We start from the raw sequence: 22,694 nt of genomic DNA on the forward strand, positions 1-22,694 counted from the left end.
AACGTGTCTGTGTGCGACACGATGAGTTCAACAGGTTGAAAGAGAGGCTGCGCCGTATGACACGGGCTGCTGGACATCAGGAAAGGGGACGCCGGGATGGCTGGCACCTTCTGCGAGAGGGCGGCGTGCTGACCCTGACGCGGCGTTTGCCCGCGCGCTTCGATCTGTCGGCCAGCACGGTCCTGCCCACTGGTGGCCGCAGGGTGGGCCGGGCGCGCCTGGCCCATCAGATCCGTCAGGATGTCTGGCGCAGGCTTCAGGGGCTGCGCGGTTTCATGCCTGCGGTGCGGATCGAGCAGGGGGCCGAGGGCGTGCATGTCACCGCAGGGGGGGCGCTGGATGCCGCGGCGCCGCTGTCCTGGGCGCAGGCCGCCCTGGCCGAGGTGCTGGCCGATCCGGCCTGCCGCGCGCGCTGGATCCGCCATGCGGAGGCGCGGTCATGATGCGGACGGGCGCAGTTGTCAGCGTTGCGGCGCTTGGCTTTGCCTTGTCCGGGATTGCAGGCCTGGCCCTTGCCGGAACCGGTGTTGTCCTGCCCTCGGGCCTTGAGGCGGGGCTGCTGGAGGGCTTCGTCGAGGTGCAGCCGGACGGGGCGCGCTGGGCGCGGTTCCGCTATGTCATGCCCGCCCTGGCAGAGGGCGGGGATTTCGACAGGGTGCAGGATGATTTCATTGTCCTGTGCGAGACCCAGGCGCTGCCGATGCTGTCCGATGCGGGCGAAGATGTGTCGCAAATCATCGTCTCGCTGATGGACAAGCCGTTGGAATTCGGTCAATCCGACAGCGGTTCCGTGCAGTATTTCGAGATTTTCGCGATCCGCGAAGGCCGCTGCATCTGGGAGGAGTTTTGATGTATCCACAATATCTTGCGGGTCAGACTTCATGTTTCTGCAAATCTGAGTCTTTTGCGACACAGCCTGCCGTCTTTCACGCCGGCGGATATGTTTCACCTGTGCGTTCCGGTATGATGGACAGCGGTCAACCCCAAGTGACCGATACCTCGTGCAAGAGGCAGGCCGGCCGGAATTCGGGCGTTCTGTCAGGAACAAGTAACAGGAGAAACAGATGTCAAAGAACATCACGAGCATGCTGGCTCTGTGCATGGTTGCCCTCGTGGCGGCCTGCTCGCAGCCCAAGGAAGAAGAATTCGTCGTGGTCGATCCCGAGCCCATCTCGATGGAGCCCGCCTACACCGGCAAATACAAGTAAAACAGGATCGGGACTGGTCACCGGACGTCTGACGTCCGCGCCGGTCCCGTCCAACCGCGCCGCGGGTGCGGTGCGCGCGGCGATCACGGCAACCGGCGGGAGGGTCCGCCCATGCTGAAGCATCGCGGCTTCCCGGGGCGGCTTCCGGGGTCTGATTTCCAGTTCACCATCCGTCGCGCGAACCCCAAGGGCGTGACCCCGCTGACACGGCGCGAACGTTATCGCGATCGCAAGGCCGTGGACCGGCATGCGGATGCAGTCTTCATGGCGGCACTGTGGGATCATTTCGGTGACGCGCCCTTCGAGCGGGGCAATCTGGATGCGGGCCGCCTGAGCTGGCTGTTCGGCCGCGAAGTCATTCCCGCAACTGACCCTTTCGATCCTGCCAGCTATGATGCCCTGCTGGTGATCGACGAGGCCGCGGCACGCGAGTCCTTCCCCGAGGTATTCGAAGAATGATCGGCGGATTTCTGCATCTCAATGGTCTACTTGGGCGGGAAAATGCCCAAGATTTCAGGGTGCCGGAATCCATCTTGGCGGGACCCATGCCATGCGGCAGTCTGCACGGCGTACTGGTTACCCGTTCCCTGCGGGTCAGGCCTGGCAGCCTGCACCGTTACCCTTCCCCTCTCGGGTGGAGTGCCCGTCCCCCAGGCGCTCCACCCGCGTTTTTGCCGCCGGCACGGGTGGCTTCGCGCGATAGGCGGAGGCCCGCCAATATTTCTGGCCGCTTCAATCGGACGTTGATCTTTTTCCCGGTCATGCCATCGTGCGTGCCAGCATTATCGTTGAACAAGGAAGGCACCTACAGATGCAGTTCACCAAATGGATCGCCGGCGCGGCTTGCGCCCTTGCGCTTGCCGGCTGTGGCGACACGCCGCTTGAGCAGGGTCTTATCGGCGCGGGCGCCGGCACGGCCACGGCCGTCGTTCTTGATGGCAACCCGGTTACCGGCGCTATCGTGGGCGGCGCGGCCAACGTGCTTTACTGCAAGCAGTACCCCTCGCGCTGCTGATGGTGTCGCGCGGCTGCGCCCGCGCGCCCCGGCCCTATCGAAAACAGACCACCGGACCCTGACGCGGTCCGGTGGTTTTTTTGCTGTCTGAAGAACCGTTTCCCGCGGCGCACGGTGCCTGCGGCCAAGAACAAGAAGGGACCTGAGATGTTCAAGAAGATCCTGATCGCGAACCGGGGCGAAATCGCCTGCCGCGTCATCAAGACCGCCCGCAAGATGGGGATCAAGACGGTCGCCATCTATTCGGATGCGGACCGGCAGGCGCTGCATGTGCAGATGGCCGACGAGGCCGTGCATATCGGGCCCGCACCTGCGAACCAGTCCTATATCGTGATCGACAAGGTCATGGAGGCGATCCGCCAGACCGGCGCGGAAGCCGTGCATCCCGGCTATGGTTTCCTGTCCGAGAACAGCAAGTTCGCCGAGGCGCTGTCGGCCGCCGGCGTTGCCTTCATCGGGCCGCCCGTGGGTGCGATCGAGAAGATGGGCGACAAGATCACCTCGAAGAAGATCGCGGCCGAGGCGGGCGTGTCGACCGTGCCCGGTTACATGGGCCTGATCGCCGATGCGGACGAGGCCGTGAAGATCTCGGGCGAGATCGGGTATCCGGTGATGATCAAGGCATCGGCCGGTGGCGGCGGCAAGGGCATGCGTATCGCCTGGAATGACGAGGAGGCCCGCGAAGGTTTCCAGTCATCCAAGAACGAGGCGGCCAGTTCCTTTGGCGATGACCGGATCTTCATCGAGAAATTCGTGACCCAGCCGCGCCACATCGAGATCCAGGTGCTGGCGGACAGCCATGGCAACACGATCTACCTGGGCGAGCGGGAATGTTCGATCCAGCGCCGCAACCAGAAGGTCATCGAGGAGGCGCCAAGCCCCTTCCTTGACGCGGCGACCCGCAAGGCGATGGGCGAGCAGGCCTGCGCGCTGGCTGCGGCCGTGGGCTATACCTCGGCGGGCACGGTCGAATTCATCGTCGACGGGCAGCGCAACTTCTACTTCCTGGAAATGAACACCCGCCTTCAGGTGGAACATCCCGTGACCGAACTGATCACCGGCGTCGATCTGGTCGAGCAGATGATCCGCGTGGCTTACGGCGAGGCGCTGCAGTTCAAGCAGTCGGATGTGAAACTGAATGGCTGGGCGATGGAAAGCCGCCTTTATGCCGAAGATCCCTATCGTGGCTTCCTGCCCTCGATCGGGCGGCTGACACGCTATCGTCCGCCGGTCGAAGTGGCCGAGCCGGGTCACGTCGTGCGCAATGACACAGGCGTCTATGAGGGCGGCGAGATCAGCATGTATTACGACCCGATGATCGCCAAGCTGTGCACATGGGGCCCGACGCGACCCGATGCGATCGAAGCGATGCGCAATGCGCTGGATGGGTTCGAGGTTGAAGGGATCGGTCACAACCTGCCCTTCCTGAGCGCGGTGATGGATCATCCCAAATTCGTGGCGGGCACCATCACGACAGCCTTCATCGCCGAAGAATTCCCCGATGGTTTCAACGGCGTGGCCTTGCCGGACGATGTGCTGCGGCGAATCGCGGCCTCTTGCGCGGCGATGCACCGGGTGGCGGAAATCCGGCGGTCGCGCGTGTCGGGACGGATGGACAACCATGAGCGCAAGGTCGGCACCGATTGGGTGGTTTCATTGCAGGGCAACAGCTATCCGGTGACGATCCGCGCCGATCATGGCGGTTCCACGGTCTGTTTCGATGACGGATCCGAACTGCGCGTGACCAGCGGCTGGACGCCCGGCGATCAGCTGGCCACGCTGGACGTCAGCGGTGATCCTTTGGTGCTGAAGGTCGGCAAGATCTCGGGCGGGTTCCGCATCCGCTCGCGGGGTGCCGATCTGAAGGTGCATGTCCGCACGCCACGCCAGGCCGAACTGGCCGGTCTGATGATCGAGAAAACGCCGCCCGACACGTCCAAGCTGCTGCTTTGCCCGATGCCCGGCCTGATCGTGAAGATCAATGTCGAAGTCGGCGACGTGGTTCAGGATGGTCAGGCGCTGTGCACGGTCGAGGCGATGAAGATGGAGAACATCCTGCGCGCCGAGCGCAAGGGCACGGTTTCCAAGATCAACGCCGCGCCCGGCGAAAGCCTGGCCGTGGATGCCGTGATCATGGAGTTCGAGTGATCCCATGACAGCCGCCTGCGCATATGCCGCGCCCACATCCTCCTTGGCGGGGGATAGTCGGGCCATGGCGTCGGCGCAGGCGCGTCATTCCTTGCCCAGGTTCTCGCGGATTTCCTGCTGGCGGGTGGGCCATTTGTCGATGCTGCGGGTGATCTCGCGCATGTCCCAGGGGGCGGGCTTGCGCAGTTTGACACCGCCATCCTTGTCGATCAGCACAAGCATGAAGCCGCGCGGGCGCAGCTTGCGGCGCAGATCGGAGCGCGCTGCGGGATCGGTATCCGTAAGCACGACGATGTCACGCAGAAGCAGCGCGGGGATGTCCGCGTTCAGAAAGTTCATCTGCTCGATGAAGCGCGGGTCATTGGGCGTGTCGGCAAAGACGACGATGGGCCTTTTTGTCCATAAAAATTCACTCAAATCTACGTCGTTGTCTTCTACCACGGGCAGTGTCGGCTGTCCTTCCGCAGTGTCTGCCGCACCTGCTGGAAAGGCTAATAATCCTGCGATTACAAGGGCGAATATGGTTTTCATGTGGCCTCCTGTCCTGTCAGATATAGGCGGTGCAAGGCCAAATGCGAATGGCTTTCGACAGGTGGTGCGAAAGTTTTTCGATCTTAAAGACCTGGTGACGGGTGCGGGACGATGATCGGAGAGGTTCTTTCTCTTCGGGTCATTCGTCATGGCCTGTTCACACAGGGTTTTCAGTCTGATGGATATCGTTCTTCATATCGGCGCACATCGTACCGCATCGACCAGTTTCCAGGCCTATCTGCGGGCCAATGCAGACGCGCTGGAGGAGCTGGCAGTCTGTTTCTGGGGGCCCAAGCGCACGCGCGGCGGGCTGTTTTCGGGGATCGTGCCTGTCAATGGATCGCCCCGGCTGGAACGGCAGGCGCGCATGGCCAAGGGGCGGATCGGGTTGCAGCTCGAACGCGCCCGGCTGAACGGGATGCGGCAGTTGATCGTCACCGACGAGAACATCATCGGTGCGTCGCGGCGCAACCTGCGCGACACCACGCTCTATCGTGGCGCCGGCGTAAGGATGGCGCAACATGCGGCGGCCTTCGGGGGGCGGATCACGCGGGCCGTGGTGTCGATCCGTTGTCTGGACAGCTATTGGTCATCGGCGCTGGCTTATGGCATCGGTCGCGGCCATCAGCTGCCGGATGCCGCGCATCTGGAGGCTATCGTGCAGCAGAAACGCAGCTGGCGCGATGTGATCACCGACCTGGCCTGCGCGATGCCGGGTGTCGAACTGCTGGTCCTGCCGCACGAAACCTATGGCGGCATGCCGGAACGGCGGCTGGAAATCATGACGGCGGCGACCTGGGCCGCACCGACCCGGCAGCATCGTCTCTGGTTGAACCAGGCCCCCGACATGGCGCAGTTGCGAAAGTACCTGGCCCTGCGCGGCGAGGACCCGGTGCGTCTGGGCCCGGACGAGGGGCGGTACGAGCCATTCACCGCGACACAAAGGGCGCGGCTGCGCGAGACCTATCAGGACGATCTGTTCTGGCTGGCCTCGGGCGCCGATGGCCTGGCGAAACTGATGACCGAAAAGACGCGCGATCAGACGGGCACAAGCCCGCAGCGCGATCCACTGACAAGAGGACAAGACGATGACCAGCAAGAAGGACGCGTGGCGTGACCTGGCGCAGAAGGAACTGCGTACAAGGCCGATCGAGGATCTGACCTGGAAGACCCTTGAAGGGATCGAGGTGCAGCCGCTCTATACCGAAGAGGATGTGAAGGCGCTGCCGCACCTGGGAAGCCTGCCGGGAATTGCCCCCTTCACCCGCGGCGTCAAGGCCACGATGTACGCGGGCCGGCCCTGGACCATCCGCCAATATGCGGGGTTTTCCACGGCCGAGGAATCGAATGCTTTCTACCGCAAGGCGCTGGCGGCCGGTCAGCAGGGCGTATCCGTCGCCTTCGACCTGGCCACCCATCGCGGCTATGACAGCGATCACCCCCGGGTCGTGGGGGATGTGGGCAAGGCGGGCGTGGCCATCGACAGCGTCGAGGACATGAAGATCCTGTTCGATGGAATCCCGCTGGACAAGGTGTCGGTGTCCATGACGATGAACGGCGCCGTGATCCCGATCCTGGCCAGTTTCATCGTCACGGGCGAAGAGCAGGGCCATGACCGCGCGGTGCTGTCGGGCACGATCCAGAACGATATCCTCAAGGAGTTCATGGTCCGCAACACCTATATCTATCCGCCCGAACCCTCGATGCGGATCATCTCGGATATCATCCAGTACACGTCCGACGAGATGCCCAAGTTCAACTCGATCTCGATTTCCGGCTATCACATGCAGGAAGCGGGCGCGAACCTGGTGCAGGAACTGGCCTATACCCTGGCGGACGGGCGCGAATATGTGCGCGCGGCGATCGCGGCGGGCATGGATGTGGACAAGTTCGCGGGACGTCTGTCGTTCTTCTTCGCCATCGGCATGAACTTTTTCATGGAAGCGGCCAAGCTGCGCGCGGCGCGCCTGTTGTGGCACCGGATCATGGCCGAGTTCGAGCCCAGGAACCCGCAATCCTCGATGCTGCGCACCCATTGCCAGACATCGGGTGTCAGCCTGCAGGAGCAGGACCCCTACAACAACGTGATCCGTACCGCCTATGAGGCGATGTCGGCCGTGCTGGGCGGCACGCAGTCGCTGCATACCAATGCGCTGGACGAGGCGATTGCCCTGCCGACCGAATTCGCGGCGCGGATCGCGCGCAATACCCAGCTGATCCTGCAGGAAGAAACCGGCATCACCAATGTGATCGACCCGCTGGCCGGCAGCTATTACGTCGAAAGCCTGACCCATGAGCTGGCTGAAAAGGCCTGGGCCCTGATCGAGGAGGTCGAGGCGATGGGTGGCATGACCAAGGCCGTGGCCAGCGGCATGCCCAAGCTGAGGATCGAGGAAACCGCCGCCACGCGCCAGGCCCGCATCGACCGCGGCACCGAGGTGATCGTGGGCGTCAACAAATACCGAAAGGACAAGGAAGACCCGATCGATATCCTGGATATCGACAATGCCGCAGTGCGTACCAGCCAGATCGCCCGGCTGGAGAAGATCCGCGCCACGCGGGACGAGGCGGCCTGCCAGGCCGCGCTGGCCGAACTGGAACGCCGCGCGGCGGAAGGTGGCAATCTGCTGGAAGCCGCGGTCGAGGCGGCCCGCGCCAGGGCATCTGTGGGAGAGATCAGCATGAGCATGGAGAAGATTTTCGGCCGTCACCGGGCCGAGGTGAAGACCTTGGCCGGTGTGTACGGCGCTGCCTATGAGGGGGATGAGGGGTTTGCCGCCATCCAGGCCTCGGTCGAGGCTTTTGCCGAGGAAGAAGGCCGCCGCCCCCGGATGCTGGTCGTGAAAATGGGCCAGGACGGGCATGACCGCGGCGCCAAGGTGATCGCCACTGCCTTTGCCGATATCGGGTTTGACGTGGATGTGGGCCCGTTGTTCCAGACCCCCGAGGAAGCCGCGCAGGATGCCGTCGACAACGATGTGCATGTGGTGGGCATCAGCAGCCAGGCCGCGGGCCACAAGACCCTCGCACCCCAGCTGATCCAGGCGCTGAAGGACAAGGATGCCGGCGATATCATCGTGATCTGCGGTGGCGTGATCCCGCAGCAGGATTACGATTTCCTCAAGAAGGCGGGGGTCAAGGCGATTTTCGGGCCGGGCACGAACATCCCCGAGGCGGCGCAGGATATCCTGCGTCTGATCCGGGAGGCGCGGGGCTGAATCGCTGCAAGGGGGGCTGTCTGCCCCCCTCCGTCCCTGCGGGACGCCCCCCGAGGATATTTCAGGCAAGAAGAAGAGATGATGCTGGAACTGGATCACCTGGCGGTTGCTTCGGCAACGCTTGAGGAGGGCCGCGCCCATGTGGAAGCGGCGCTTGGCGTGGCATTGCAGGCGGGGGGGCAGCATGCGCGGTTTGGCACCCATAACCTGCTGCTGGGGCTTGATGACGGGCTTTATCTTGAGGTGATCGCTGTCGATCCGGCGGCGCCCGCGCCCACCGTGCCGCGCTGGTTCGACCTGGATCGCTTTACCGGCCCGCCCCGGCTGGGCACCTGGATCTGCCGTTGCGCCGATCTTGAGGCGGCGCTGGCGCAAGCCCCGGATGGGGCGGGTGTGCCTGTCGATCTGGCGCGTGGCGATCTGCGCTGGCGCATGGCCGTGGCGGCGGATGGGGGAATGCCCTTCGGCGGGGCGTTTCCATCCCTGATCCAGTGGCAGGGTGCGCATCCGGCGGCACGGCTGACACCTTCGGGCTGTCGGTTGCGGCGGCTGGAGGTGGTCCATCCGCAGGCAGATGCGCTGCGCGTGGCGCTGTCCGGCATGCTGGTGGATCCACGGGTCGCGATCGCGCAGGGAGCGTCGATGGCCATGCATGCCGAGATCGAGACACCGCATGGCTTGCGGGTGCTGGCATGATCCTGCGGGAGGCGCAGCCTGCCGATGCCGCACCGGTCGCGGCGATCTGGAACCCGGTGATCCGCGATACGGCCGCGACATTCACATCGCTGGAAAAGACCGTCGCCGGTCTGGCGGCTGATTTCGCGGCGCGGGCTGCCGAGGGCAAGCTTTTTCTGCTGGCGGAGGAGGCGGGGCAAGTGCTGGGCTTTGCCACCTATTTCCAGTTTCGCAACGGGCCAGGCTATGCGCATACGATGGAGCATTCGATCATTCTGGCACCTGCCGCGCGGGGGCGAGGTGTCGGGCGGGCGCTGATGGCGGCGATCGGGGATCATGCCCGCGACCGGGGGGCGCACTCGCTTTGGGCCGGTGTCAGTGCCGAGAACCCCGCAGGTATCGCCTTTCATCGCTCTGTCGGTTTTGCCGAGATCGCGCGCCTGCCCGAAGTCGGCTACAAGTTCGGCCGCTGGATGGATCTTGTGCTGATGCAGAAAATCCTCTGACGAGGGGTGCGATCCCCCGCTGACAGCGGTCGGGTGACAGGATAGTGTAGGCACATGTCGATCTGGACCCGCATCATGGACGCGCTGGGCGCGCTGACCTCGGGCGAGGGGCTGAGCGCGGTTCTCGACCGGCTGAGCGCCCCGCCTGAACGATCCGTGGCCTTTACCATCGCGGTGATCGCACTGGGCGCCAAGATGGCCAAGGCCGACGGGCAGGTGACGCGCGATGAGGTCGCGGCCTTTCGCGAGGTGTTTCACATTCCACCCGAGGATGAGAAGGATGCGGCGCGTGTCTTCAACCTGGCGCGGCAGGATGTGGCCGGTTTTCGCGACTATGCCCGCAAGATCCGCGCCATGTTCGGCGAGGGCAGCGAGACGCTTTGCGACGTGATGGAAGGGTTGTTCCATATCGCTGTGGCCGATGGGCGCTATCACCCGGCCGAGAACGATTTCCTGTCCGAGGTCGCCGCGGCCTTCGGCCTGCCCGAGGCGCGGTTTCGCAGCTTGCGCAGCCGGTTCGTGCCGGATGCCGGGGGTGATCCCTATGACATTCTGGGCGTGAGCCCGGACATGCCGATCGACGAGATCCGCGCGGCCTGGAAGCGCCTAGTGCGCGAAACCCATCCCGATGCGATGGTGGCGCGGGGCCTGCCGGAAGAAGCGGTGCAACTGGCCGAGCGGCGCATGGTCGACATCAACCGCGCCTGGTCCGAGATCGCGGATGCGCGGGGCTGATGCGGATCGCCACGTATAACGTGGAATGGTTCAATTCCCTGTTTGATGACGCAGGCCAGCCACTGGCCGATGACGAACCCTCGGGGCGCTATGGCGTCAGCCGTTTCCGGCAGCTGGAAGCGCTGGGGATCGTCTTTACCGCGCTGGATGCCGATATGGTCATGGTGATCGAGGCGCCCGATCACAGCGGCAAGCGGTCGACGGTGACAGCGTTGCAGGCCTTTGCCCATGCTTTCGATCTGCGCTGCAAATCCGCGATCATGGGCTTTCCCAATGAGACCCAGCAGGAAATCGCGTTGATGTATGACCCCTATGTGGTCGACCCGCGCCATGATCCGCTGGGCGAGGCGACAGGCAAGAAGGGGTCCGATGCGGATCCGCGTTTTGACGGGGTATTCCGGATCGATCTTGATCTGGACGGGACCGAGGATTTGATCAGCTTTTCAAAGCCGCCGCTGGAATTGTCGGTCACGACGATGCAGGGCACCACGTTTCGCATGATCGGGGCGCATCTGAAATCCAAGGCGCCGCACGGGGCGCGCGGACGGGATGCGGTGATGCGGCTGGCCATCGCCAACCGGCGCAAGCAGCAGGCGCAGGCGGTCTGGCTGCGGCGCCGCGTGTCCCGCCATCTGGAGCAGGGCGATCCGCTGATCGTGCTGGGCGATCTGAACGACGGTCCGGGACTTGATGAATACGAGGGGCTGTTCGGCCGCTCCTCTGTCGAGGTGGTGATGGGGGAGGCCGGGCAGGGCGAGCCGATCACGGGCTGCCTGTTCGATCCGCATGCGCGCCAATCCCTGCAACGCCGCCCCGGTGTCGCCAGCCCCACGACCGCGCGGTTCTACATTCAGCATCTGGATCGTTATCTCGAGGCGCTGCTGGATTATATCATGATCTCGCCCGATCTGATGGGGCGGCAACCGCAGTGGCGCATCTGGCATCCGTTCCACGACCCGGCCTGCTGGAAGGTGCCCGAGCTGCGCGATGCGCTGATTGATGCCTCGGATCATTACCCGGTAACGCTGGATATTGATCTGGCAACTTAAAATCGGTGGCGATCCCGACTATATTGGCCGCATGAGACATGATTTTGCCCTTGCCGCGCTTCTGGCGATTGGCCTGACACTTGCCCCCGCCCAGGCGCAGGACAGCGATGCGCCCGCGCCGCCTGAGACCGGGGATCAGCCCGGCGACGAGGGGTTGAGCCTGATGGAACGCGGGGCGCGCATGTTTCTTGAGGGCATGCGCCGCGAGATGGAGCCTGCGCTTGAAGACCTGCGCGACCTGATGGTCGACATGGGACCCGCCATGCAGCAATTCATGCGCGACATGGGGCCAGCCATGGCCGATCTGCTGCGCCGGATCGACGATCTGTCGGCCTATGAGGCGCCGGAACTTCTGCCCAATGGCGATATCATCATCCGCCGCAAGCCGGACAGCGGCCCCTTGCCGCCACCGGAAGACGGCGAGATCGACATCTGACGCCGCGCGCCGGGCTCAGCCTTTGATCCGCACATCCGTCTGTGCGCCCAGCGAAGCCGCGAGGGACATGAACCGCGCCTCGGCCACTTCTCCGTAAAGCGCGCCGGCGGATTCGGTCAGGTGCAGTTCCAGCACCTTTTTCTTCGGGAACCAGCGCATTTCGCCCATGGGCGCATCGCGTTGCAGCCAGAGCATCGCGCCGAAACGCATGGCCTTGCCCACGATTTCGGCCTGGTGGATCGCGGCCTCGTCCAGCAGGCGGAACATCGGCTCGAACCGGGTGCCCTCGCGCTTGTTGGAATAGCGATGCAGCAGGGCCAGCCCCAGAAAGACACGCTCGGAATGTTTCAGCCCGCCCAGGTTGGCGCGGGTGGCATTGTCGAAACAGACTTCGGCGCGGTAATCGGGATGGGCGCGCCAGCTGACATCGTGCAGCAGGCATGCGGCCTTGATCAGGCGCTTGCGTTCAAGGGGGGCGGATTTGAACAGCGGCAGGATGAAATTGTAAAGCTGCTTGCCGAAGCCGGGGATGCGGGCGTCCTTGGCCTCGGCGAAATAGCACGATTCGATCAGGGGATCGCGGTCGCGCAGGGATTGCGGCATCTGTTCATACAGCATCCCTTCGCGGATGCCGTAGCTTGAGACGGCGATATCGCGCGGATGGAAGGTCTTGACCACGGCCTTGAGCACTTCGCAGGCCAAGGGAACCAGATCCATCCGGGCTGCGGATACGCCGCAGCGGGCGCGCAGCTCGTCCGGATCGTTCTGCCGGATGTAGTCGATCGTGGCCGAGATGGATTTCGCGCTCATGCGGTATTCGTGCAGAACATGCAGCGGATAGCCGCGCCGCTCCATGTCGATCCGTGCAATGGCGCGCCACGAGCCCCCGACCAGGAACAAACGGTTCTTCTGCGGCCCAAGGGTTTCGGCCAGCCCTTCAAGAATGGTCTTGATATGGGCCTTGCGCCCCTTCTTGCCGCCCGGCACGGCGTTCAGTTTCAGCGGCCCCAGCGGCGAGGTGACGCGGCGGCCCACGATGCCACCCGCGATTTCCGCAAGCTCCATCGAAGCGCCGCCGATATCGCAGACCAGCCCATAGGAACCCGGCCAGCCCAGCAGCACGCCTTGCGCGGACAGGCGCGCCTCTTCCTCGCCGTCGATGACCCAGAGCTTCAGGCCGGTTTCGGCCTCGATCAGGGCCTGGAATTCGGCGCCGTCCTCGGCCTCGCGCATGGCGGCTGTGGCCACGGCTGTCAGCGGCGCGATACCCATTCCATCGGCCAGTTTCTGAAAGCGGCGCAGCGCGTTCAGCGCGCGGATGCGGCCCTGCGGGTTCAGCCGGCCGGTTTCAGCCAGACCCTGCCCAAGCGCGCACATGATCTTTTCGTTGTAGAAATAGGCCGGCGAGCGGGCCGCGCCGTCAAACACCACAAGGCGCACCGAGTTCGATCCGACATCGACAACACCCACCCGTGACAGGGCACGCGACGAGGCGTCGTTGAACAGGGGTCGCCCGAACGGGCCCCAATCATGCGGGGCGGGGTCTGTCGTGCCGTCCATGCCGTCTTTCCTTGGTCCGTCCCCTAAATGCGCCGGAACGGATGGCAAGGTCAATAATCCGTGTGGGTGAGTTGCGGCACGTCACCCGCACCGGCCGAGCCGCGACCGGACAGGGACGGGTTTTCCATGAAGAAGCGATGGCAGTTGAAAACAAACTCGCCCTCGGGCACTTCGGCGCGTTTGAAATGCCCATCCGGCAGCATGACCCAGCTTTGCGCCACATCGGCCATGTTGGCCGCCATGATCTGGCTGACGATCTGTGCCTTGACGGTCGGGTTCTCGATCTCGACCAGGGTTTCCACCCGGCGGTTCAGGTTGCGGCCCATCCAGTCGGCCGAACTGATGTAGACGCGCGCCTTTTTCGAGGGCAGGCCGTGCCCGTTGCCGAAACAGACGATGCGCGAATGTTCCAGAAAGCGCCCGATGATGGATTTGACGCGGATGTTTTCCGACAGACCCTTGATGCCGGGGCGCAGCCCGCAGATGCCCCGGATCACCAGGCTGATCTTCACGCCCCCCTGGGAGGCCGCGTAAAGCGCGTCGATCACCTCGGGGTCGATCAGCGCGTTCATCTTGGCCCAGATCTCGGCGGGTCGGCCTTCTTTCGCATGTGCGATCTCGGCCGCGATCATCTCCAGCAGGCGCGGTTTCAGGCTGATCGGCGAAATCGCCAGGTTGTCCAGATGTTCGGGCTGGGCATAGCCCGACAGGTAGTTGAACACTTTGGTGGCGTCGCGCCCCAGCTTCGGATCGCAGGTGAACAGTGACAGATCGGTATAGATGCGCGCGGTGATCGGGTGATAATTGCCGGTGCCGTAATGGGTGTAGGTCACCAGCGCATCACCCTCACGCCGGACAACGGTGCTGATTTTCGCGTGTGTTTTCAGATCGATGAAGCCGTAAACCACATGGGCGCCCGCGCGTTCCAGCCGGCGGGACTGGCGGATGTTGGCGGCTTCGTCGAACCGCGCCTTGAGTTCGACCAGTGCCGTGACGGATTTGCCATCCTCGGCGGCTTCGCACAGCGCCTCGACGATGGGAGAGTTGCGCGAGGTGCGGTAGAGCGTTTGCTTGATCGCCACCACATCGGGATCGCGCGCAGCCTGTTGCAGGAAGCGCACCACCATGTCGAAGGTCTCGTAGGGGTGATGCAGCAGCATGTCCTTCTGGCGCATGGCCGCGAACATGTCGCCCTCGTGATCCTGCACCCGTTCGGGTACGCGCGGGGTGAAGTTGGGCCACAGCAGATCGGGGCGCGCGTCCAGCACCAGTTCCTTGACATCGGCAATGCCGATCATCCCGTCCACTTCGACGACCTCATCGGTATCGACGTGAAGCTCTTCCATGATGATCTTTCGCAACGCCTCGGGGGCGCCGGCGGTGATCTTCATGCGCACCACCTCGCCGCGGCGGCGGCGCTTCAGGGCGGTCTCGAACTCGCGCACAAGGTCTTCGGCTTCTTCCTCGACTTCCAGATCGCTGTCGCGCAGCACGCGGAAGGCGCAATGCCCCTTCAGGTCATAGCCGGGGAACAGGCTGTCCACATGCAGCAGCAGCACATCCTCCAGCGGCAGGAAGCGATGCGCGCCGTCGGGGGCGGGCAGGGGCACGAAGCGCGCGATCTGCGCGGGGATCGGCAGCAGCGCGCGCAGCGGCCGCTTGTCGCGGCGGCGCTGCAGTTGCAACGCAAGGCTGAAGCCGGTGTTCGGGATGAAGGGAAAGGGGTGTGCAGGGTCGATGGCCAGCGGCGACAGCACCGGAAAGACGTTGTTGAGAAAGATCGCCTCAAGCGTGATGCGATCCTCGTCCGACAGGGTGTTGCGGTCCAGGATGGTGATCCGCTCAACCTCCATCTGGCGGCGCAGCTCGTCGAAGACGGATTGCTGGCGCTGCATCAGGTGGCGGGCATCCTCGTTGATCAGCACCAGCTGTTCGGCGGGGGTCAACCCATCCGCCGCGGGCGTCGTGTTGCCGGCATGGGCCAGCTCGCGCAGACCCGCCACACGCACGGTATAGAATTCATCAAGGTTCGTGGCCGAGATGGACAGAAAACGCAGCCGCTCCAGCAGCGGCACGCGGGGATTTTCCGCCTCTTCCAGCACGCGCCAGTTGAAGCCCAGCCAGCTGAGTTCGCGGTTGTAGAAACGGCCCGGTCCGGTCAGGTCCAGATCCTGGATCTCGACCGGGGGATCGAATGGCGCCTTGAGGAAATCTGCATGTGTCATGAGCGGCTTATGCTGCCTGATTGTGACGGTTTGATTACCGATGCTGCCCTTGGTCGGGGGAATTGTCCAGCAGGCCCGGTTGCATGACCTGTTCCAGCACCTCTGCGGCCAGCTTGCGGTTCAGCGGGCGGCCTTGACCCAGAGCCGCGGCATCCATTGCCGCGACCAGCGCCTGCGCGCTGTCGAAGGCGCGGTTCATATGCGTGACCAGGTAGGGGATCGTCTCTGGCGTCGGGACAAGCTGACGATCGGCAAAGAGCTTGGCCAGAACGGCCGTCAGCAGGCGATCATCGGGCGCGTCAAGCCGTGTGGCGGTCGTGCCCTGCATCCGGCTGGCCAGGTCAGGCAGCACAAGGCCCCAGCGGGCGGCAGGGCGATCCGCGGTCAGCAGCAGGGTGCGCCCCTCGGCCAGAACAAGGTTGTGCAGATGGAACAAGGCCTGTTCCGCCGCTGCATTTCCGGCGATGGCGGGTACGTCCTCGACCGCGACATGCCCACGGGCCAGGGCGGGAATGTCGGCCTGCGCCAGTGTCGAGGCCTGCACGATCCGCGCGCCCGAGGTCTGCGCCCAGACATGGGCCAGATGCGTCTTTCCCGAGGCTTTCGGACCTTCCAGCACCAGCTTGCGCCCCGGCCAGCCCTGCCAGCCCTCGATCAGGGCGACAGCCATGGCATTGGCGGGGGTGACGAAAAAATCCTCGCGGCCCAGTGCGGCGCGCACCGGCAGATCGAAGCTGAGTTGCCGATGCATCAGTCTTCCCTGTGCAGGTCGATGCCGCGATAGAGCAGGCTGCGCTTGTAACCGCCGATCCCGAAGCGGGCGACGACGCCGATCACCGCAGCGACGGGCACGGCCACCAGCATGCCGACGAAACCGAAGAGCGACCCGAAGACCGACAGCGCGAAGATCAGCCAGACCGGGTGCAGGCCGACCGAAGTGCCGACAAGCCGGGGCGTCAGGACATTGCCCTCTACCACCTGTCCCAGGACGAAAATCCCCGCGACCAGGCCGATCGACATCCAGTCGCCCCAGAACTGGAACAGGGCAAGGCCGATGGCCAGCGCCCCGCCGACCAGCGCGCCGACATAGGGTATGAATGTCACCAGCCCCGCCAGCGCCCCGACAATCAGGCCGAATTGCAGCCCCACCACCATCAGTGCCACCGCGTAATAGGTGCCCAGAATCAGGCTGACCGTGCCCATGCCGCGAATGAAGCTGGCCAGCGTGCGGTCGATCTCGGCGGCAAGCAGGCGGATCGTGGGCGCATGATCGCGCGGCAGCAGGTCGTCGATCCGGGCCACCATGTTGTCCCAGTCATAGAGCAGGTAGAAGGCCACAACCGGCACGATCACGAACAGCAGAACGATGCCCACAAGCGAGTTGACCGAGGTCAGCACCGTGTTCAGCAACTCGCCGCCGCGCTCGCGGATCGTCTCGCCGACCGAGATCAGCGACTGGCGCAGCACCGACTCCTGATCCACGATCGAGGGGAATTTCGTGGTCAGAAAGGCCTGAAGGTCCTGGAACAGCTTTGGCGCGATGTCGAACAGCGATACGGCCTGCTGGACAAGAAGGGGCACCACCAGCAGGGCCATCAACACGAAGACCAGGACCGCGCTGAGCGTGATGACCGTTGTCGCCACGGCCCGCGATGCCCCCAGACGTTCGATCCTGTCGGCCACCGGGTCGAGGAAATAGGCAATGGCCCCGCCCAGCACAAAGGGCAGGATCACATCCCCGAGAAACCAAAGGATCACAAGGAAGGCCGCCGTGGCGATGCCCCAGTAACGGATCTGATCTTTGACAGGCAGGGCCATGCGCGCTCCTTGCGGTTGGGTTCTATGTCGCGCGTCGCGGGTCGCAATTCAAGTCCCGACCTTGCGGGATATCGGGCCTGCACGCTGCATATGCGCCGGCCCCTCAAGACCAGCGACATGGCGGATCACGGGCAATGGTAAGGAATCCCGTACTATCCTATGGGCTAGGAATGCCGCATCAACTGGGACCAGTGTGGTATGTGCCAGTTTCGCGGCGAAGCGCCTTTCGCAAGGCGCTTCGTTTTGTGGTTGCGGACAGGCGGTGCCGTTGCTTGCGTGATGGCGCCGCCAACGGCCCGGCCACTTCTCTGCCCGGCACCCAGGCGCCTGGCCGTCACGATCCGCTGCCATCCTGCTTGCCTGATCCGCCCCTCTGCCCTAAACCGGCGCAAATGCCATTCCCGAGGGGTCCATCATGCGTCTGACGCGCTACTTCCTGCCTGTTCTGAAAGAAAACCCCGCCGAGGCGCAGATTGTCAGCCATCGGCTGATGCTGCGGGCGGGCATGATCAAGCAAAGCGCCGCCGGGATCTATTCCTGGCTGCCGCTTGGCTACAAGGTGCTGCGCCGGATCGAACAGATCGTGCACGAGGAACAGATCCGCGCGGGCCATATCCCGATGCTGATGCCGACGCTGCAACCGGCGGACCTGTGGCGCGAAAGCGGTCGCTATGACGATTACGGGCAGGAGATGCTGCGCATCACCGACCGGCAGGACCGCGACATGCTCTATGGTCCCACCAACGAGGAGATGATCACCGACATCTTCCGCGCCCATGTGGGCAGCTACAAGGACCTGCCGCTGACCCTCTATCACATCCAGTGGAAATTCCGCGACGAGATGCGCCCCCGGTTCGGCGTGATGCGCGGCCGCGAGTTCCTGATGAAGGACGGTTACAACTTCGACGTGGACAAGGATGCGGCGCTGCATGCCTATAACCGCCATCTGGTCAGCTATCTGCGGACCTACGAGCGGATGGGCCTGCAGGCGATCCCGATGCGCGCGGATAGCGGGCCGATCGGCGGCGATGACACCCATGAATTCCTGGTGCTGGCAGAAACCGGCGAGTCCGAGGTGTTCTATGACAGCCAGATCACCGATCTGAAATTCGGCGACCGCGAGATCGATTACGACAGCGTGGATCAGTGCCGCGCCGTGCTGGAGGAATTCACCAGCCGCTATGCGCGCACCGACGAGACCCATGACGGGGCGCTGTTCAACGCCATTCCCGAGGAGCGCCGCCGCACCGCGCGCGGCATCGAGGTGGGGCAGATCTTCTATTTCGGCACCAAATATTCCGAAGCGATGGGCGCCACCGTCCAGACCGCCGAGGGCAGCAAGGTGCCGGTGCACATGGGCAGCCACGGTATCGGCGTCAGCCGTCTTGTGGGTGCGATCATCGAGGCCAGCCATGACGACAAGGGCATCATCTGGCCCGAGGGTGTCACGCCTTTCCATTGCGGGATCGTCAACCTCAAGCAGGGCGATGCTGCCGCCGACGCGGCCTGCGAGGGGCTTTACAAGGCGCTGACCGCCGCCGGGCTGGAGCCGCTTTACGACGATCGCGACGAACGCGCCGGCGCCAAGTTCGCCACCATGGACCTGATCGGCCTGCCCTGGCGGATTACCGTGGGCCCGCGCGGCCTTGCGGCGGGTGTGGTCGAGCTGACCTCGCGCCGGACAGGCGAGAGCGAGGAACTGACGCCCGAGGCCGCGATTGCGCGCATCACGGCGATCTATGGCTGACCGGAGTGTCCGGGGCTGCCGTGGCGCCATGGATATTTGAGGCAAGAAGAATTGACGCGCGGTGGCAGCGATCTGCGCCGCGCGTCTTGACCCCGGCCCCCGCGCCGCACAGGTTACAGGGCAGGTAGGGAGCAGCCGATGGCAGGAACAACGCCGCCTTTCGCGGGTTTCGAATGGATGATCGCCTGGCGCTATCTGCGCGCGCGGCGCGCCGAGGGTGGCGTGTCGGTGATGACCTGGATCAGCCTGATCGGGATCACGCTTGCGGTTTTCGCATTGATCGCCACGCTGGCGGTCCGGTCGGGTTTCCGGGCGGAATTCGTCGATACGATCCTGGGTGCCAATGCACATGTCACCGTATACGAGGCGGGGCGCATCGACCCCGTATCGGGGCGCATCGACCGCAGCCTGACCGATTACGAGACGATGGCCGCGGCCCTGCGCGGCGTGCCCGGCGTGACCCGGACCGCGCCCCTGATCAAGGGGCAGGTGATGGCCAATGCGGGCGGGCGCAACGCGGGGATCGAGGTGTTCGGCATCCGCGCCGACGATCTGCGCGGCATCCCGCGCGTTGGCGGCGACCAGGCGCAGGCGCAGGGCGATCTTGCGCGGTTCGACGAGGGCATCGCCATCGGGTCGGGTGTGGCGCGCGAACTTGGGATCGGCCTGGGCGACCGGATCAGACTGATCTCTCCCGACGGGGTCAAGACCGCCTTCGGCACCAGCCCCAGGGTCAAGGCCTATGAGGTGGTCTATGTCTTTACCGCCGGGCGCTGGGACATCGACCGCACCCGTGTCTATCTGCCCTTCGCCGAGGCGCAGAGCTATTTCAACCGCGAGGGCACGGCCGACGAGATCGAGGTGATGGTCGCGGCGCCGGAACGGGTCGACATGCTGGAGTTTGCCTTGCTGGAGGCGGCGGGGCCGCGCGCCCAGGTCTGGACATGGCGCGACGCCAGCGGCGGTTTCCTGCGCGCGCTGGATATCGAGGATAACGTGATGTTCGTGATCCTGTCGATCCTGGTGCTGATTGCGGCGATGAACATCGTTTCTGGTTTGATCATGCTGGTCAAAAACAAAGGCCGCGATATCGGCATCCTGCGGACCATGGGCCTGACCGAGGGCGCGGTGCTGCGGGTCTTTTTCATCTGCGGCGCCTTTACCGGCATCATCGGCACGGCGGCGGGGGTCATCCTTGGCTGCTTGTTCGCCATCTATATCGATCCGATCTTTTCCTTCGTGAACTACGTGGCGGGCGGCGGCGTCTGGGACCCGGCCGTGCGCGGGATCTATGCGCTGCCGGCCAAGCTGCAGCTGGGTGATGTGCTGTCTGCGGTGGCGCTGTCGCTGGGCCTGTCCTTCGTGGTGACGATCTTTCCCGCGCGCCGCGCCGCACGGATGAACCCGGTCGAGGCGCTGCGCTATGAGTGAGGTGGTACTGGCGCTGCAGGGCGTGGAAAAGACCTACAACCGGGGCAAACCCAATGCCGTGCAGGTACTGCAAGGAGTCGATCTGACAGTCGCGCGGGGCGAGGTTGTGGCGCTGGTCGCGCCCTCCGGCGCGGGCAAGTCGACGCTTTTGCATATTGCCGGGCTGCTGGATACGCCCGATGCGGGATCGGTGCGGATCGGCGGGGCCGAGATGGTCGGCCTGTCGGATCGGCGGCGCACGGCGGTGCGGCGGGCCGATGTGGGCTTCATCTACCAGTTTCACCACCTGTTGCCGGAATTTTCCGCGCTGGAGAACATCGTATTGCCGCAGCTTGCCAATGGCGTGCCGCGCGACGAGGCGCGCAGCTGTGCCTATGACCTGCTGACGCGGGTGGGCATCGCGGCGCGGGCCGATCACCGTCCCGCGGCCCTGTCGGGTGGCGAGCAGCAGCGCGTGGCCTTCTGCCGGGCGCTGGCGAATGCGCCGCGGCTGTTGCTGGCGGACGAGCCGACGGGGAACCTGGATCCGGCCACCTCGGACCAGGTGTTCGGCACGCTGATGGAACTGGTGCGCGGCACCGGCCTGTCTGCCCTGATCGCGACGCATAACCTGGACCTGGCCGCGCGGATGGACCGTGTGCTGCGGCTGGACAAGGGGCATCTGGCCGAAGGGCTGTAGCCGGCCATCGGGGCGGGGATGTCACGCAGAAGTGTCGCGCAGGTGATCGCGGCTTGCGCTAGGTTTGTGGCCAACCTGGTGCGGAGCATTGCATGGCTGTCGTCTTTCGCTTTCCCTTTCCTGCCGTCTTGGTCGGTTTGGCCCTGGCGGTGGCGGTGTCGGTGTCGGTGTTGGTGTCCGTGGTCCGGGCCGACCCGCTGCCATTCACCCCGGATTGGCGCGAGCAGAGCTTTCCAAGGCTGAGCGCCAACAGCTATGGGGCGCTTGGCAACCGGCTGGATATCGTATCGGATCAGGCTGTGTCGGTGCTCTATACCGCGTTACCCGAAAGCCGGTGGCGCGCGCGCAGCGCAAGTTGGCGCTGGGGGGTCGAACAATCCGTGCCGCCCACGGACCTGCGCCGCAAGGGCGGTGATGATCGCAATATCTCGATCTATTTCGTGTTCATGGACGAGGCATCCGCCCGCCGTGCCGGCCCCGATCCGCGCCTGCGCAGCCTGCTGGGCAATCGCAATGCACGGATGCTGGTCTATGTCTGGGGCGGGGATCAGCCACGCGGCGCGGTGCTTGACAGCCCCTACCTGGCCGCGCGCGGCAAGTCCCTGATCCTGCGCGGTGCCGGGACCGGCGCGCATCCCGAGGCGGTGGATCTTGCGGCGGATTACGCCCGGATCTTTGGCGGCGCGCCAGAGGCGCTGGTGGGCATCGCCGTATCGGCCGACAGCGACGATACCAAGACCGCGGTCCGCGCCTGGATCAGCGAGATGGTGATCCGCTAGGCTTGCTGCGTCAGAAAAACGCCACCGGCCATCAAGGCGATCCCAACCGCACGTGACAGCGACAACGGGCTGATGCGGGCGCCGAACAGGCCGAAATGATCGATCAGGGCGGCGCTGATCAACTGGCCCAGCAGCACGAAGAAAACCGCATTGCCGATGCCGAATTTCGGCGCGATGAAGGTGATCGACAGGATGTAGAAGGCCACCAGAAGCCCCGCCAGGAACAGGTGCTTTGGCGCGGCGATCACGGCTGCAAGGGCGGGGGCGCCTTTCAGCGCAAGAACGATCAGCGTTGCGGCCAGCGCCACACTGAACAGGATTGTGGCTGCGGCAACCGGGGAGCCAAGTCTGCTGCCAAGGCTGGAGTTCAGTGCCGCAAGGATGGGAATGCCGATCCCGGCAGCCAGCATCGTCAGGGCATAGGCGGTGGTGGGGGGCATCATCGGGGGGCTTTCTCCGGGACAAAGAAGGTGGCGGATGCGCTGGCGACGGGCTTGCCGTCGGGCAGGGCGACCAGATCGGCCTGGGCAAAGATCAGCGAGCGGCCCGCGCGGGTGATGCGCGCCGTACAGCGAATGCGCGCCCCGCGCCCGGCACTCAGGAACTGGGTGTCGAGGTTGGTGGTCGCCACATCGCGGGGGGCGCCGAAATGGGCGGCTGTCGACAGGACCATCGCGGTATCGGCCAGCGTCGCCAGCGATTGACCGCAGACGATGCCACCCATGCGGGCGATGTCCGCGGTGATGGGCATTGACACTACGGCGCGGCCCTCGGGGTCGATCTCGTCCACGGTCAGGTCAAGTGCCTGTACCCAGGGCGCGAACGCATCTGCCAGGAAGGCTTGCGCCTCGTTTTTTCCGAACATGCGCCTGACCTTTCGTCCTGTCCCGGTTCAGAATGCCGTGGCTTGGGGGATTTGCAAGCCATGATCCAG

Annotated in this window: 24 protein-coding genes; 17 read left to right on the forward strand and 7 right to left on the reverse strand. The window is 64.5% G+C overall.

What is annotated here, in order from left to right:
- Nucleotides 1–56 precede the first annotated feature (56 nt).
- The 6 genes from ACFQ3C_RS01070 to ACFQ3C_RS01095 all read left to right on the forward strand — a co-directional run bounded on the left by ACFQ3C_RS01070 (nt 57) and on the right by ACFQ3C_RS01095 (nt 4,371).
- The gene (locus ACFQ3C_RS01070; RefSeq protein ID WP_380788350.1) at nt 57–443 is read left to right on the forward strand and encodes a hypothetical protein; all 387 of its coding nucleotides are present in this window, start codon (nt 57–59) and stop codon (nt 441–443) included.
- Nucleotides 443–850, forward strand: a complete 408-nt coding sequence (locus ACFQ3C_RS01075; protein ID WP_380788352.1) for a DUF6497 family protein — start codon at nt 443–445, stop codon at nt 848–850. Before ACFQ3C_RS01070 ends, ACFQ3C_RS01075 begins: the two co-directional genes overlap by 1 nt.
- A 214-nt stretch (nt 851–1,064) precedes the next feature.
- Complete coding sequence (locus ACFQ3C_RS01080) at nt 1,065–1,208, forward strand: hypothetical protein (RefSeq protein ID WP_380788356.1); 144 nt, start codon at nt 1,065–1,067, stop codon at nt 1,206–1,208.
- Between the two features lie 111 nt (nt 1,209–1,319).
- Nucleotides 1,320–1,667, forward strand: a complete 348-nt coding sequence (locus ACFQ3C_RS01085) for a hypothetical protein (RefSeq protein ID WP_380788358.1) — start codon at nt 1,320–1,322, stop codon at nt 1,665–1,667.
- Between the two features lie 352 nt (nt 1,668–2,019).
- Nucleotides 2,020–2,223: a hypothetical protein gene (locus tag ACFQ3C_RS01090; protein WP_380788360.1), complete on the forward strand. Its 204-nt coding sequence runs from the start codon at nt 2,020–2,022 to the stop codon at nt 2,221–2,223.
- A 147-nt stretch (nt 2,224–2,370) separates the two neighbouring features.
- Nucleotides 2,371–4,371, forward strand: coding sequence for an acetyl-CoA carboxylase biotin carboxylase subunit (locus ACFQ3C_RS01095; RefSeq protein ID WP_380788362.1), 2,001 nt, complete (start codon nt 2,371–2,373; stop codon nt 4,369–4,371).
- 84 nt (nt 4,372–4,455) lie between these two features.
- On the opposite strand, the gene ACFQ3C_RS01100 is transcribed toward ACFQ3C_RS01095, so the two are convergent.
- Nucleotides 4,456–5,052, reverse strand: a complete 597-nt coding sequence (locus ACFQ3C_RS01100; protein WP_380788364.1) for a DUF4174 domain-containing protein — start codon at nt 5,050–5,052, stop codon at nt 4,456–4,458.
- Nucleotides 5,053–5,080: 28 nt separating this feature from the next.
- Between ACFQ3C_RS01100 and ACFQ3C_RS01105 the strand changes: the two genes are divergently transcribed.
- The 7 genes from ACFQ3C_RS01105 (at nt 5,081) to ACFQ3C_RS01135 (ending at nt 11,521) form a co-directional block, all read left to right on the forward strand.
- Nucleotides 5,081–6,019 carry a hypothetical protein gene (locus tag ACFQ3C_RS01105; protein WP_380788366.1) on the forward strand — a complete coding sequence of 313 codons (939 nt, stop codon included), beginning with the start codon at nt 5,081–5,083 and terminating at the stop codon, nt 6,017–6,019.
- The gene (gene scpA, locus ACFQ3C_RS01110) at nt 5,991–8,120 is read left to right on the forward strand and encodes a methylmalonyl-CoA mutase (protein ID WP_380788368.1); all 2,130 of its coding nucleotides are present in this window, start codon (nt 5,991–5,993) and stop codon (nt 8,118–8,120) included. Before ACFQ3C_RS01105 ends, scpA begins: the two co-directional genes overlap by 29 nt.
- Before the next feature lie 81 nt (nt 8,121–8,201).
- The gene (locus ACFQ3C_RS01115) at nt 8,202–8,816 is read left to right on the forward strand and encodes a VOC family protein (protein ID WP_380788370.1); all 615 of its coding nucleotides are present in this window, start codon (nt 8,202–8,204) and stop codon (nt 8,814–8,816) included.
- The gene (locus ACFQ3C_RS01120) at nt 8,813–9,301 is read left to right on the forward strand and encodes a GNAT family N-acetyltransferase (RefSeq protein ID WP_380788372.1); all 489 of its coding nucleotides are present in this window, start codon (nt 8,813–8,815) and stop codon (nt 9,299–9,301) included. Before ACFQ3C_RS01115 ends, ACFQ3C_RS01120 begins: the two co-directional genes overlap by 4 nt.
- A 54-nt stretch (nt 9,302–9,355) precedes the next feature.
- Nucleotides 9,356–10,036: a TerB family tellurite resistance protein gene (locus ACFQ3C_RS01125; protein ID WP_380788375.1), complete on the forward strand. Its 681-nt coding sequence runs from the start codon at nt 9,356–9,358 to the stop codon at nt 10,034–10,036.
- Entirely contained in the window at nt 10,036–11,085 is a 1,050-nt protein-coding gene (locus ACFQ3C_RS01130; protein WP_380788377.1) for an endonuclease/exonuclease/phosphatase family protein, read from the forward strand. Before ACFQ3C_RS01125 ends, ACFQ3C_RS01130 begins: the two co-directional genes overlap by 1 nt.
- A 31-nt stretch (nt 11,086–11,116) precedes the next feature.
- A complete protein-coding gene (locus ACFQ3C_RS01135; protein WP_380788379.1) occupies nt 11,117–11,521 on the forward strand; it encodes a hypothetical protein in 405 nt (134 codons plus the stop codon).
- Nucleotides 11,522–11,536: 15 nt separating this feature from the next.
- On the opposite strand, the gene ACFQ3C_RS01140 is transcribed toward ACFQ3C_RS01135, so the two are convergent.
- Genes ACFQ3C_RS01140 through ACFQ3C_RS01155 form a run of 4 tightly spaced genes read right to left on the reverse strand, consistent with a single transcriptional unit; the run spans nt 11,537 to nt 17,124 of the window.
- Nucleotides 11,537–13,081, reverse strand: coding sequence for a Ppx/GppA family phosphatase (locus tag ACFQ3C_RS01140; protein ID WP_380788381.1), 1,545 nt, complete (start codon nt 13,079–13,081; stop codon nt 11,537–11,539).
- A 50-nt stretch (nt 13,082–13,131) separates the two neighbouring features.
- Entirely contained in the window at nt 13,132–15,306 is a 2,175-nt protein-coding gene (locus tag ACFQ3C_RS01145; protein ID WP_380788383.1) for an RNA degradosome polyphosphate kinase, read from the reverse strand.
- Nucleotides 15,307–15,340: 34 nt separating this feature from the next.
- On the reverse strand, nt 15,341–16,057 hold the full coding sequence (locus ACFQ3C_RS01150; protein ID WP_380788385.1) for a chromosomal replication initiator DnaA: 717 nt from the start codon (nt 16,055–16,057) through the stop codon (nt 15,341–15,343).
- Nucleotides 16,057–17,124, reverse strand: a complete 1,068-nt coding sequence (locus tag ACFQ3C_RS01155; RefSeq protein ID WP_380788387.1) for an AI-2E family transporter — start codon at nt 17,122–17,124, stop codon at nt 16,057–16,059. Before ACFQ3C_RS01155 ends, ACFQ3C_RS01150 begins: the two co-directional genes overlap by 1 nt.
- A gap of 415 nt (nt 17,125–17,539) precedes the next feature.
- On the opposite strand from ACFQ3C_RS01155, the gene proS reads away from it, so the two are divergent.
- The 4 genes from proS (at nt 17,540) to ACFQ3C_RS01175 (ending at nt 21,760) form a co-directional block, all read left to right on the forward strand.
- A complete protein-coding gene (gene proS, locus ACFQ3C_RS01160) occupies nt 17,540–18,871 on the forward strand; it encodes a proline--tRNA ligase (RefSeq protein WP_380788389.1) in 1,332 nt (443 codons plus the stop codon).
- Nucleotides 18,872–19,009: 138 nt separating this feature from the next.
- Nucleotides 19,010–20,302, forward strand: a complete 1,293-nt coding sequence (locus tag ACFQ3C_RS01165) for a lipoprotein-releasing ABC transporter permease subunit (protein WP_380788392.1) — start codon at nt 19,010–19,012, stop codon at nt 20,300–20,302.
- Nucleotides 20,295–20,981 carry an ABC transporter ATP-binding protein gene (locus ACFQ3C_RS01170; RefSeq protein ID WP_380788394.1) on the forward strand — a complete coding sequence of 229 codons (687 nt, stop codon included), beginning with the start codon at nt 20,295–20,297 and terminating at the stop codon, nt 20,979–20,981. The genes ACFQ3C_RS01165 and ACFQ3C_RS01170 overlap by 8 nt, the downstream gene beginning before the upstream one ends.
- 92 nt (nt 20,982–21,073) lie before the next feature.
- Entirely contained in the window at nt 21,074–21,760 is a 687-nt protein-coding gene (locus tag ACFQ3C_RS01175; RefSeq protein WP_380788396.1) for a DUF3047 domain-containing protein, read from the forward strand.
- Here ACFQ3C_RS01175 and ACFQ3C_RS01180 read toward each other — a convergent pair.
- Together ACFQ3C_RS01180 and ACFQ3C_RS01185 are read right to left on the reverse strand one after the other, a co-directional pair.
- Nucleotides 21,757–22,200, reverse strand: coding sequence for a DMT family transporter (locus ACFQ3C_RS01180; protein WP_380788398.1), 444 nt, complete (start codon nt 22,198–22,200; stop codon nt 21,757–21,759). The genes ACFQ3C_RS01175 and ACFQ3C_RS01180 overlap by 4 nt on opposite strands.
- On the reverse strand, nt 22,200–22,625 hold the full coding sequence (locus ACFQ3C_RS01185; protein ID WP_380788400.1) for a PaaI family thioesterase: 426 nt from the start codon (nt 22,623–22,625) through the stop codon (nt 22,200–22,202). Before ACFQ3C_RS01185 ends, ACFQ3C_RS01180 begins: the two co-directional genes overlap by 1 nt.
- Nucleotides 22,626–22,694: the final 69 nt, after the last annotated feature.

This window comes from Seohaeicola saemankumensis, assembly GCF_042678485.1.
In the GTDB taxonomy this organism is placed as follows: domain Bacteria; phylum Pseudomonadota; class Alphaproteobacteria; order Rhodobacterales; family Rhodobacteraceae; genus Seohaeicola; species Seohaeicola saemankumensis.

Coding starts and splice junctions, on each gene's coding strand:
- ACFQ3C_RS01070 (WP_380788350.1), top strand. CDS start 57: ATGACACGGGCTGCTGGACATCAGGAAAGGGGACGCCGGGATGGCTGG.
- ACFQ3C_RS01120 (WP_380788372.1), top strand. CDS start 8,813: ATGATCCTGCGGGAGGCGCAGCCTGCCGATGCCGCACCGGTCGCGGCG.
- ACFQ3C_RS01135 (WP_380788379.1), top strand. CDS start 11,117: ATGAGACATGATTTTGCCCTTGCCGCGCTTCTGGCGATTGGCCTGACA.
- ACFQ3C_RS01130 (WP_380788377.1), top strand. CDS start 10,036: ATGCGGATCGCCACGTATAACGTGGAATGGTTCAATTCCCTGTTTGAT.
- ACFQ3C_RS01090 (WP_380788360.1), top strand. CDS start 2,020: ATGCAGTTCACCAAATGGATCGCCGGCGCGGCTTGCGCCCTTGCGCTT.
- ACFQ3C_RS01140 (WP_380788381.1), bottom strand. CDS start 13,081: ATGGACGGCACGACAGACCCCGCCCCGCATGATTGGGGCCCGTTCGGG.
- ACFQ3C_RS01185 (WP_380788400.1), bottom strand. CDS start 22,625: ATGTTCGGAAAAAACGAGGCGCAAGCCTTCCTGGCAGATGCGTTCGCG.
- ACFQ3C_RS01100 (WP_380788364.1), bottom strand. CDS start 5,052: ATGACGAATGACCCGAAGAGAAAGAACCTCTCCGATCATCGTCCCGCA.
- ACFQ3C_RS01125 (WP_380788375.1), top strand. CDS start 9,356: ATGTCGATCTGGACCCGCATCATGGACGCGCTGGGCGCGCTGACCTCG.
- ACFQ3C_RS01175 (WP_380788396.1), top strand. CDS start 21,074: ATGGCTGTCGTCTTTCGCTTTCCCTTTCCTGCCGTCTTGGTCGGTTTG.
- ACFQ3C_RS01085 (WP_380788358.1), top strand. CDS start 1,320: ATGCTGAAGCATCGCGGCTTCCCGGGGCGGCTTCCGGGGTCTGATTTC.
- ACFQ3C_RS01095 (WP_380788362.1), top strand. CDS start 2,371: ATGTTCAAGAAGATCCTGATCGCGAACCGGGGCGAAATCGCCTGCCGC.
- ACFQ3C_RS01155 (WP_380788387.1), bottom strand. CDS start 17,124: ATGGCCCTGCCTGTCAAAGATCAGATCCGTTACTGGGGCATCGCCACG.
- ACFQ3C_RS01180 (WP_380788398.1), bottom strand. CDS start 22,200: ATGCCCCCCACCACCGCCTATGCCCTGACGATGCTGGCTGCCGGGATC.
- ACFQ3C_RS01150 (WP_380788385.1), bottom strand. CDS start 16,057: ATGCATCGGCAACTCAGCTTCGATCTGCCGGTGCGCGCCGCACTGGGC.
- ACFQ3C_RS01115 (WP_380788370.1), top strand. CDS start 8,202: ATGCTGGAACTGGATCACCTGGCGGTTGCTTCGGCAACGCTTGAGGAG.
- ACFQ3C_RS01145 (WP_380788383.1), bottom strand. CDS start 15,306: ATGACACATGCAGATTTCCTCAAGGCGCCATTCGATCCCCCGGTCGAG.
- ACFQ3C_RS01080 (WP_380788356.1), top strand. CDS start 1,065: ATGTCAAAGAACATCACGAGCATGCTGGCTCTGTGCATGGTTGCCCTC.
- proS (WP_380788389.1), top strand. CDS start 17,540: ATGCGTCTGACGCGCTACTTCCTGCCTGTTCTGAAAGAAAACCCCGCC.
- ACFQ3C_RS01075 (WP_380788352.1), top strand. CDS start 443: ATGCGGACGGGCGCAGTTGTCAGCGTTGCGGCGCTTGGCTTTGCCTTG.
- ACFQ3C_RS01105 (WP_380788366.1), top strand. CDS start 5,081: ATGGATATCGTTCTTCATATCGGCGCACATCGTACCGCATCGACCAGT.
- ACFQ3C_RS01165 (WP_380788392.1), top strand. CDS start 19,010: ATGGCAGGAACAACGCCGCCTTTCGCGGGTTTCGAATGGATGATCGCC.
- ACFQ3C_RS01170 (WP_380788394.1), top strand. CDS start 20,295: ATGAGTGAGGTGGTACTGGCGCTGCAGGGCGTGGAAAAGACCTACAAC.
- scpA (WP_380788368.1), top strand. CDS start 5,991: ATGACCAGCAAGAAGGACGCGTGGCGTGACCTGGCGCAGAAGGAACTG.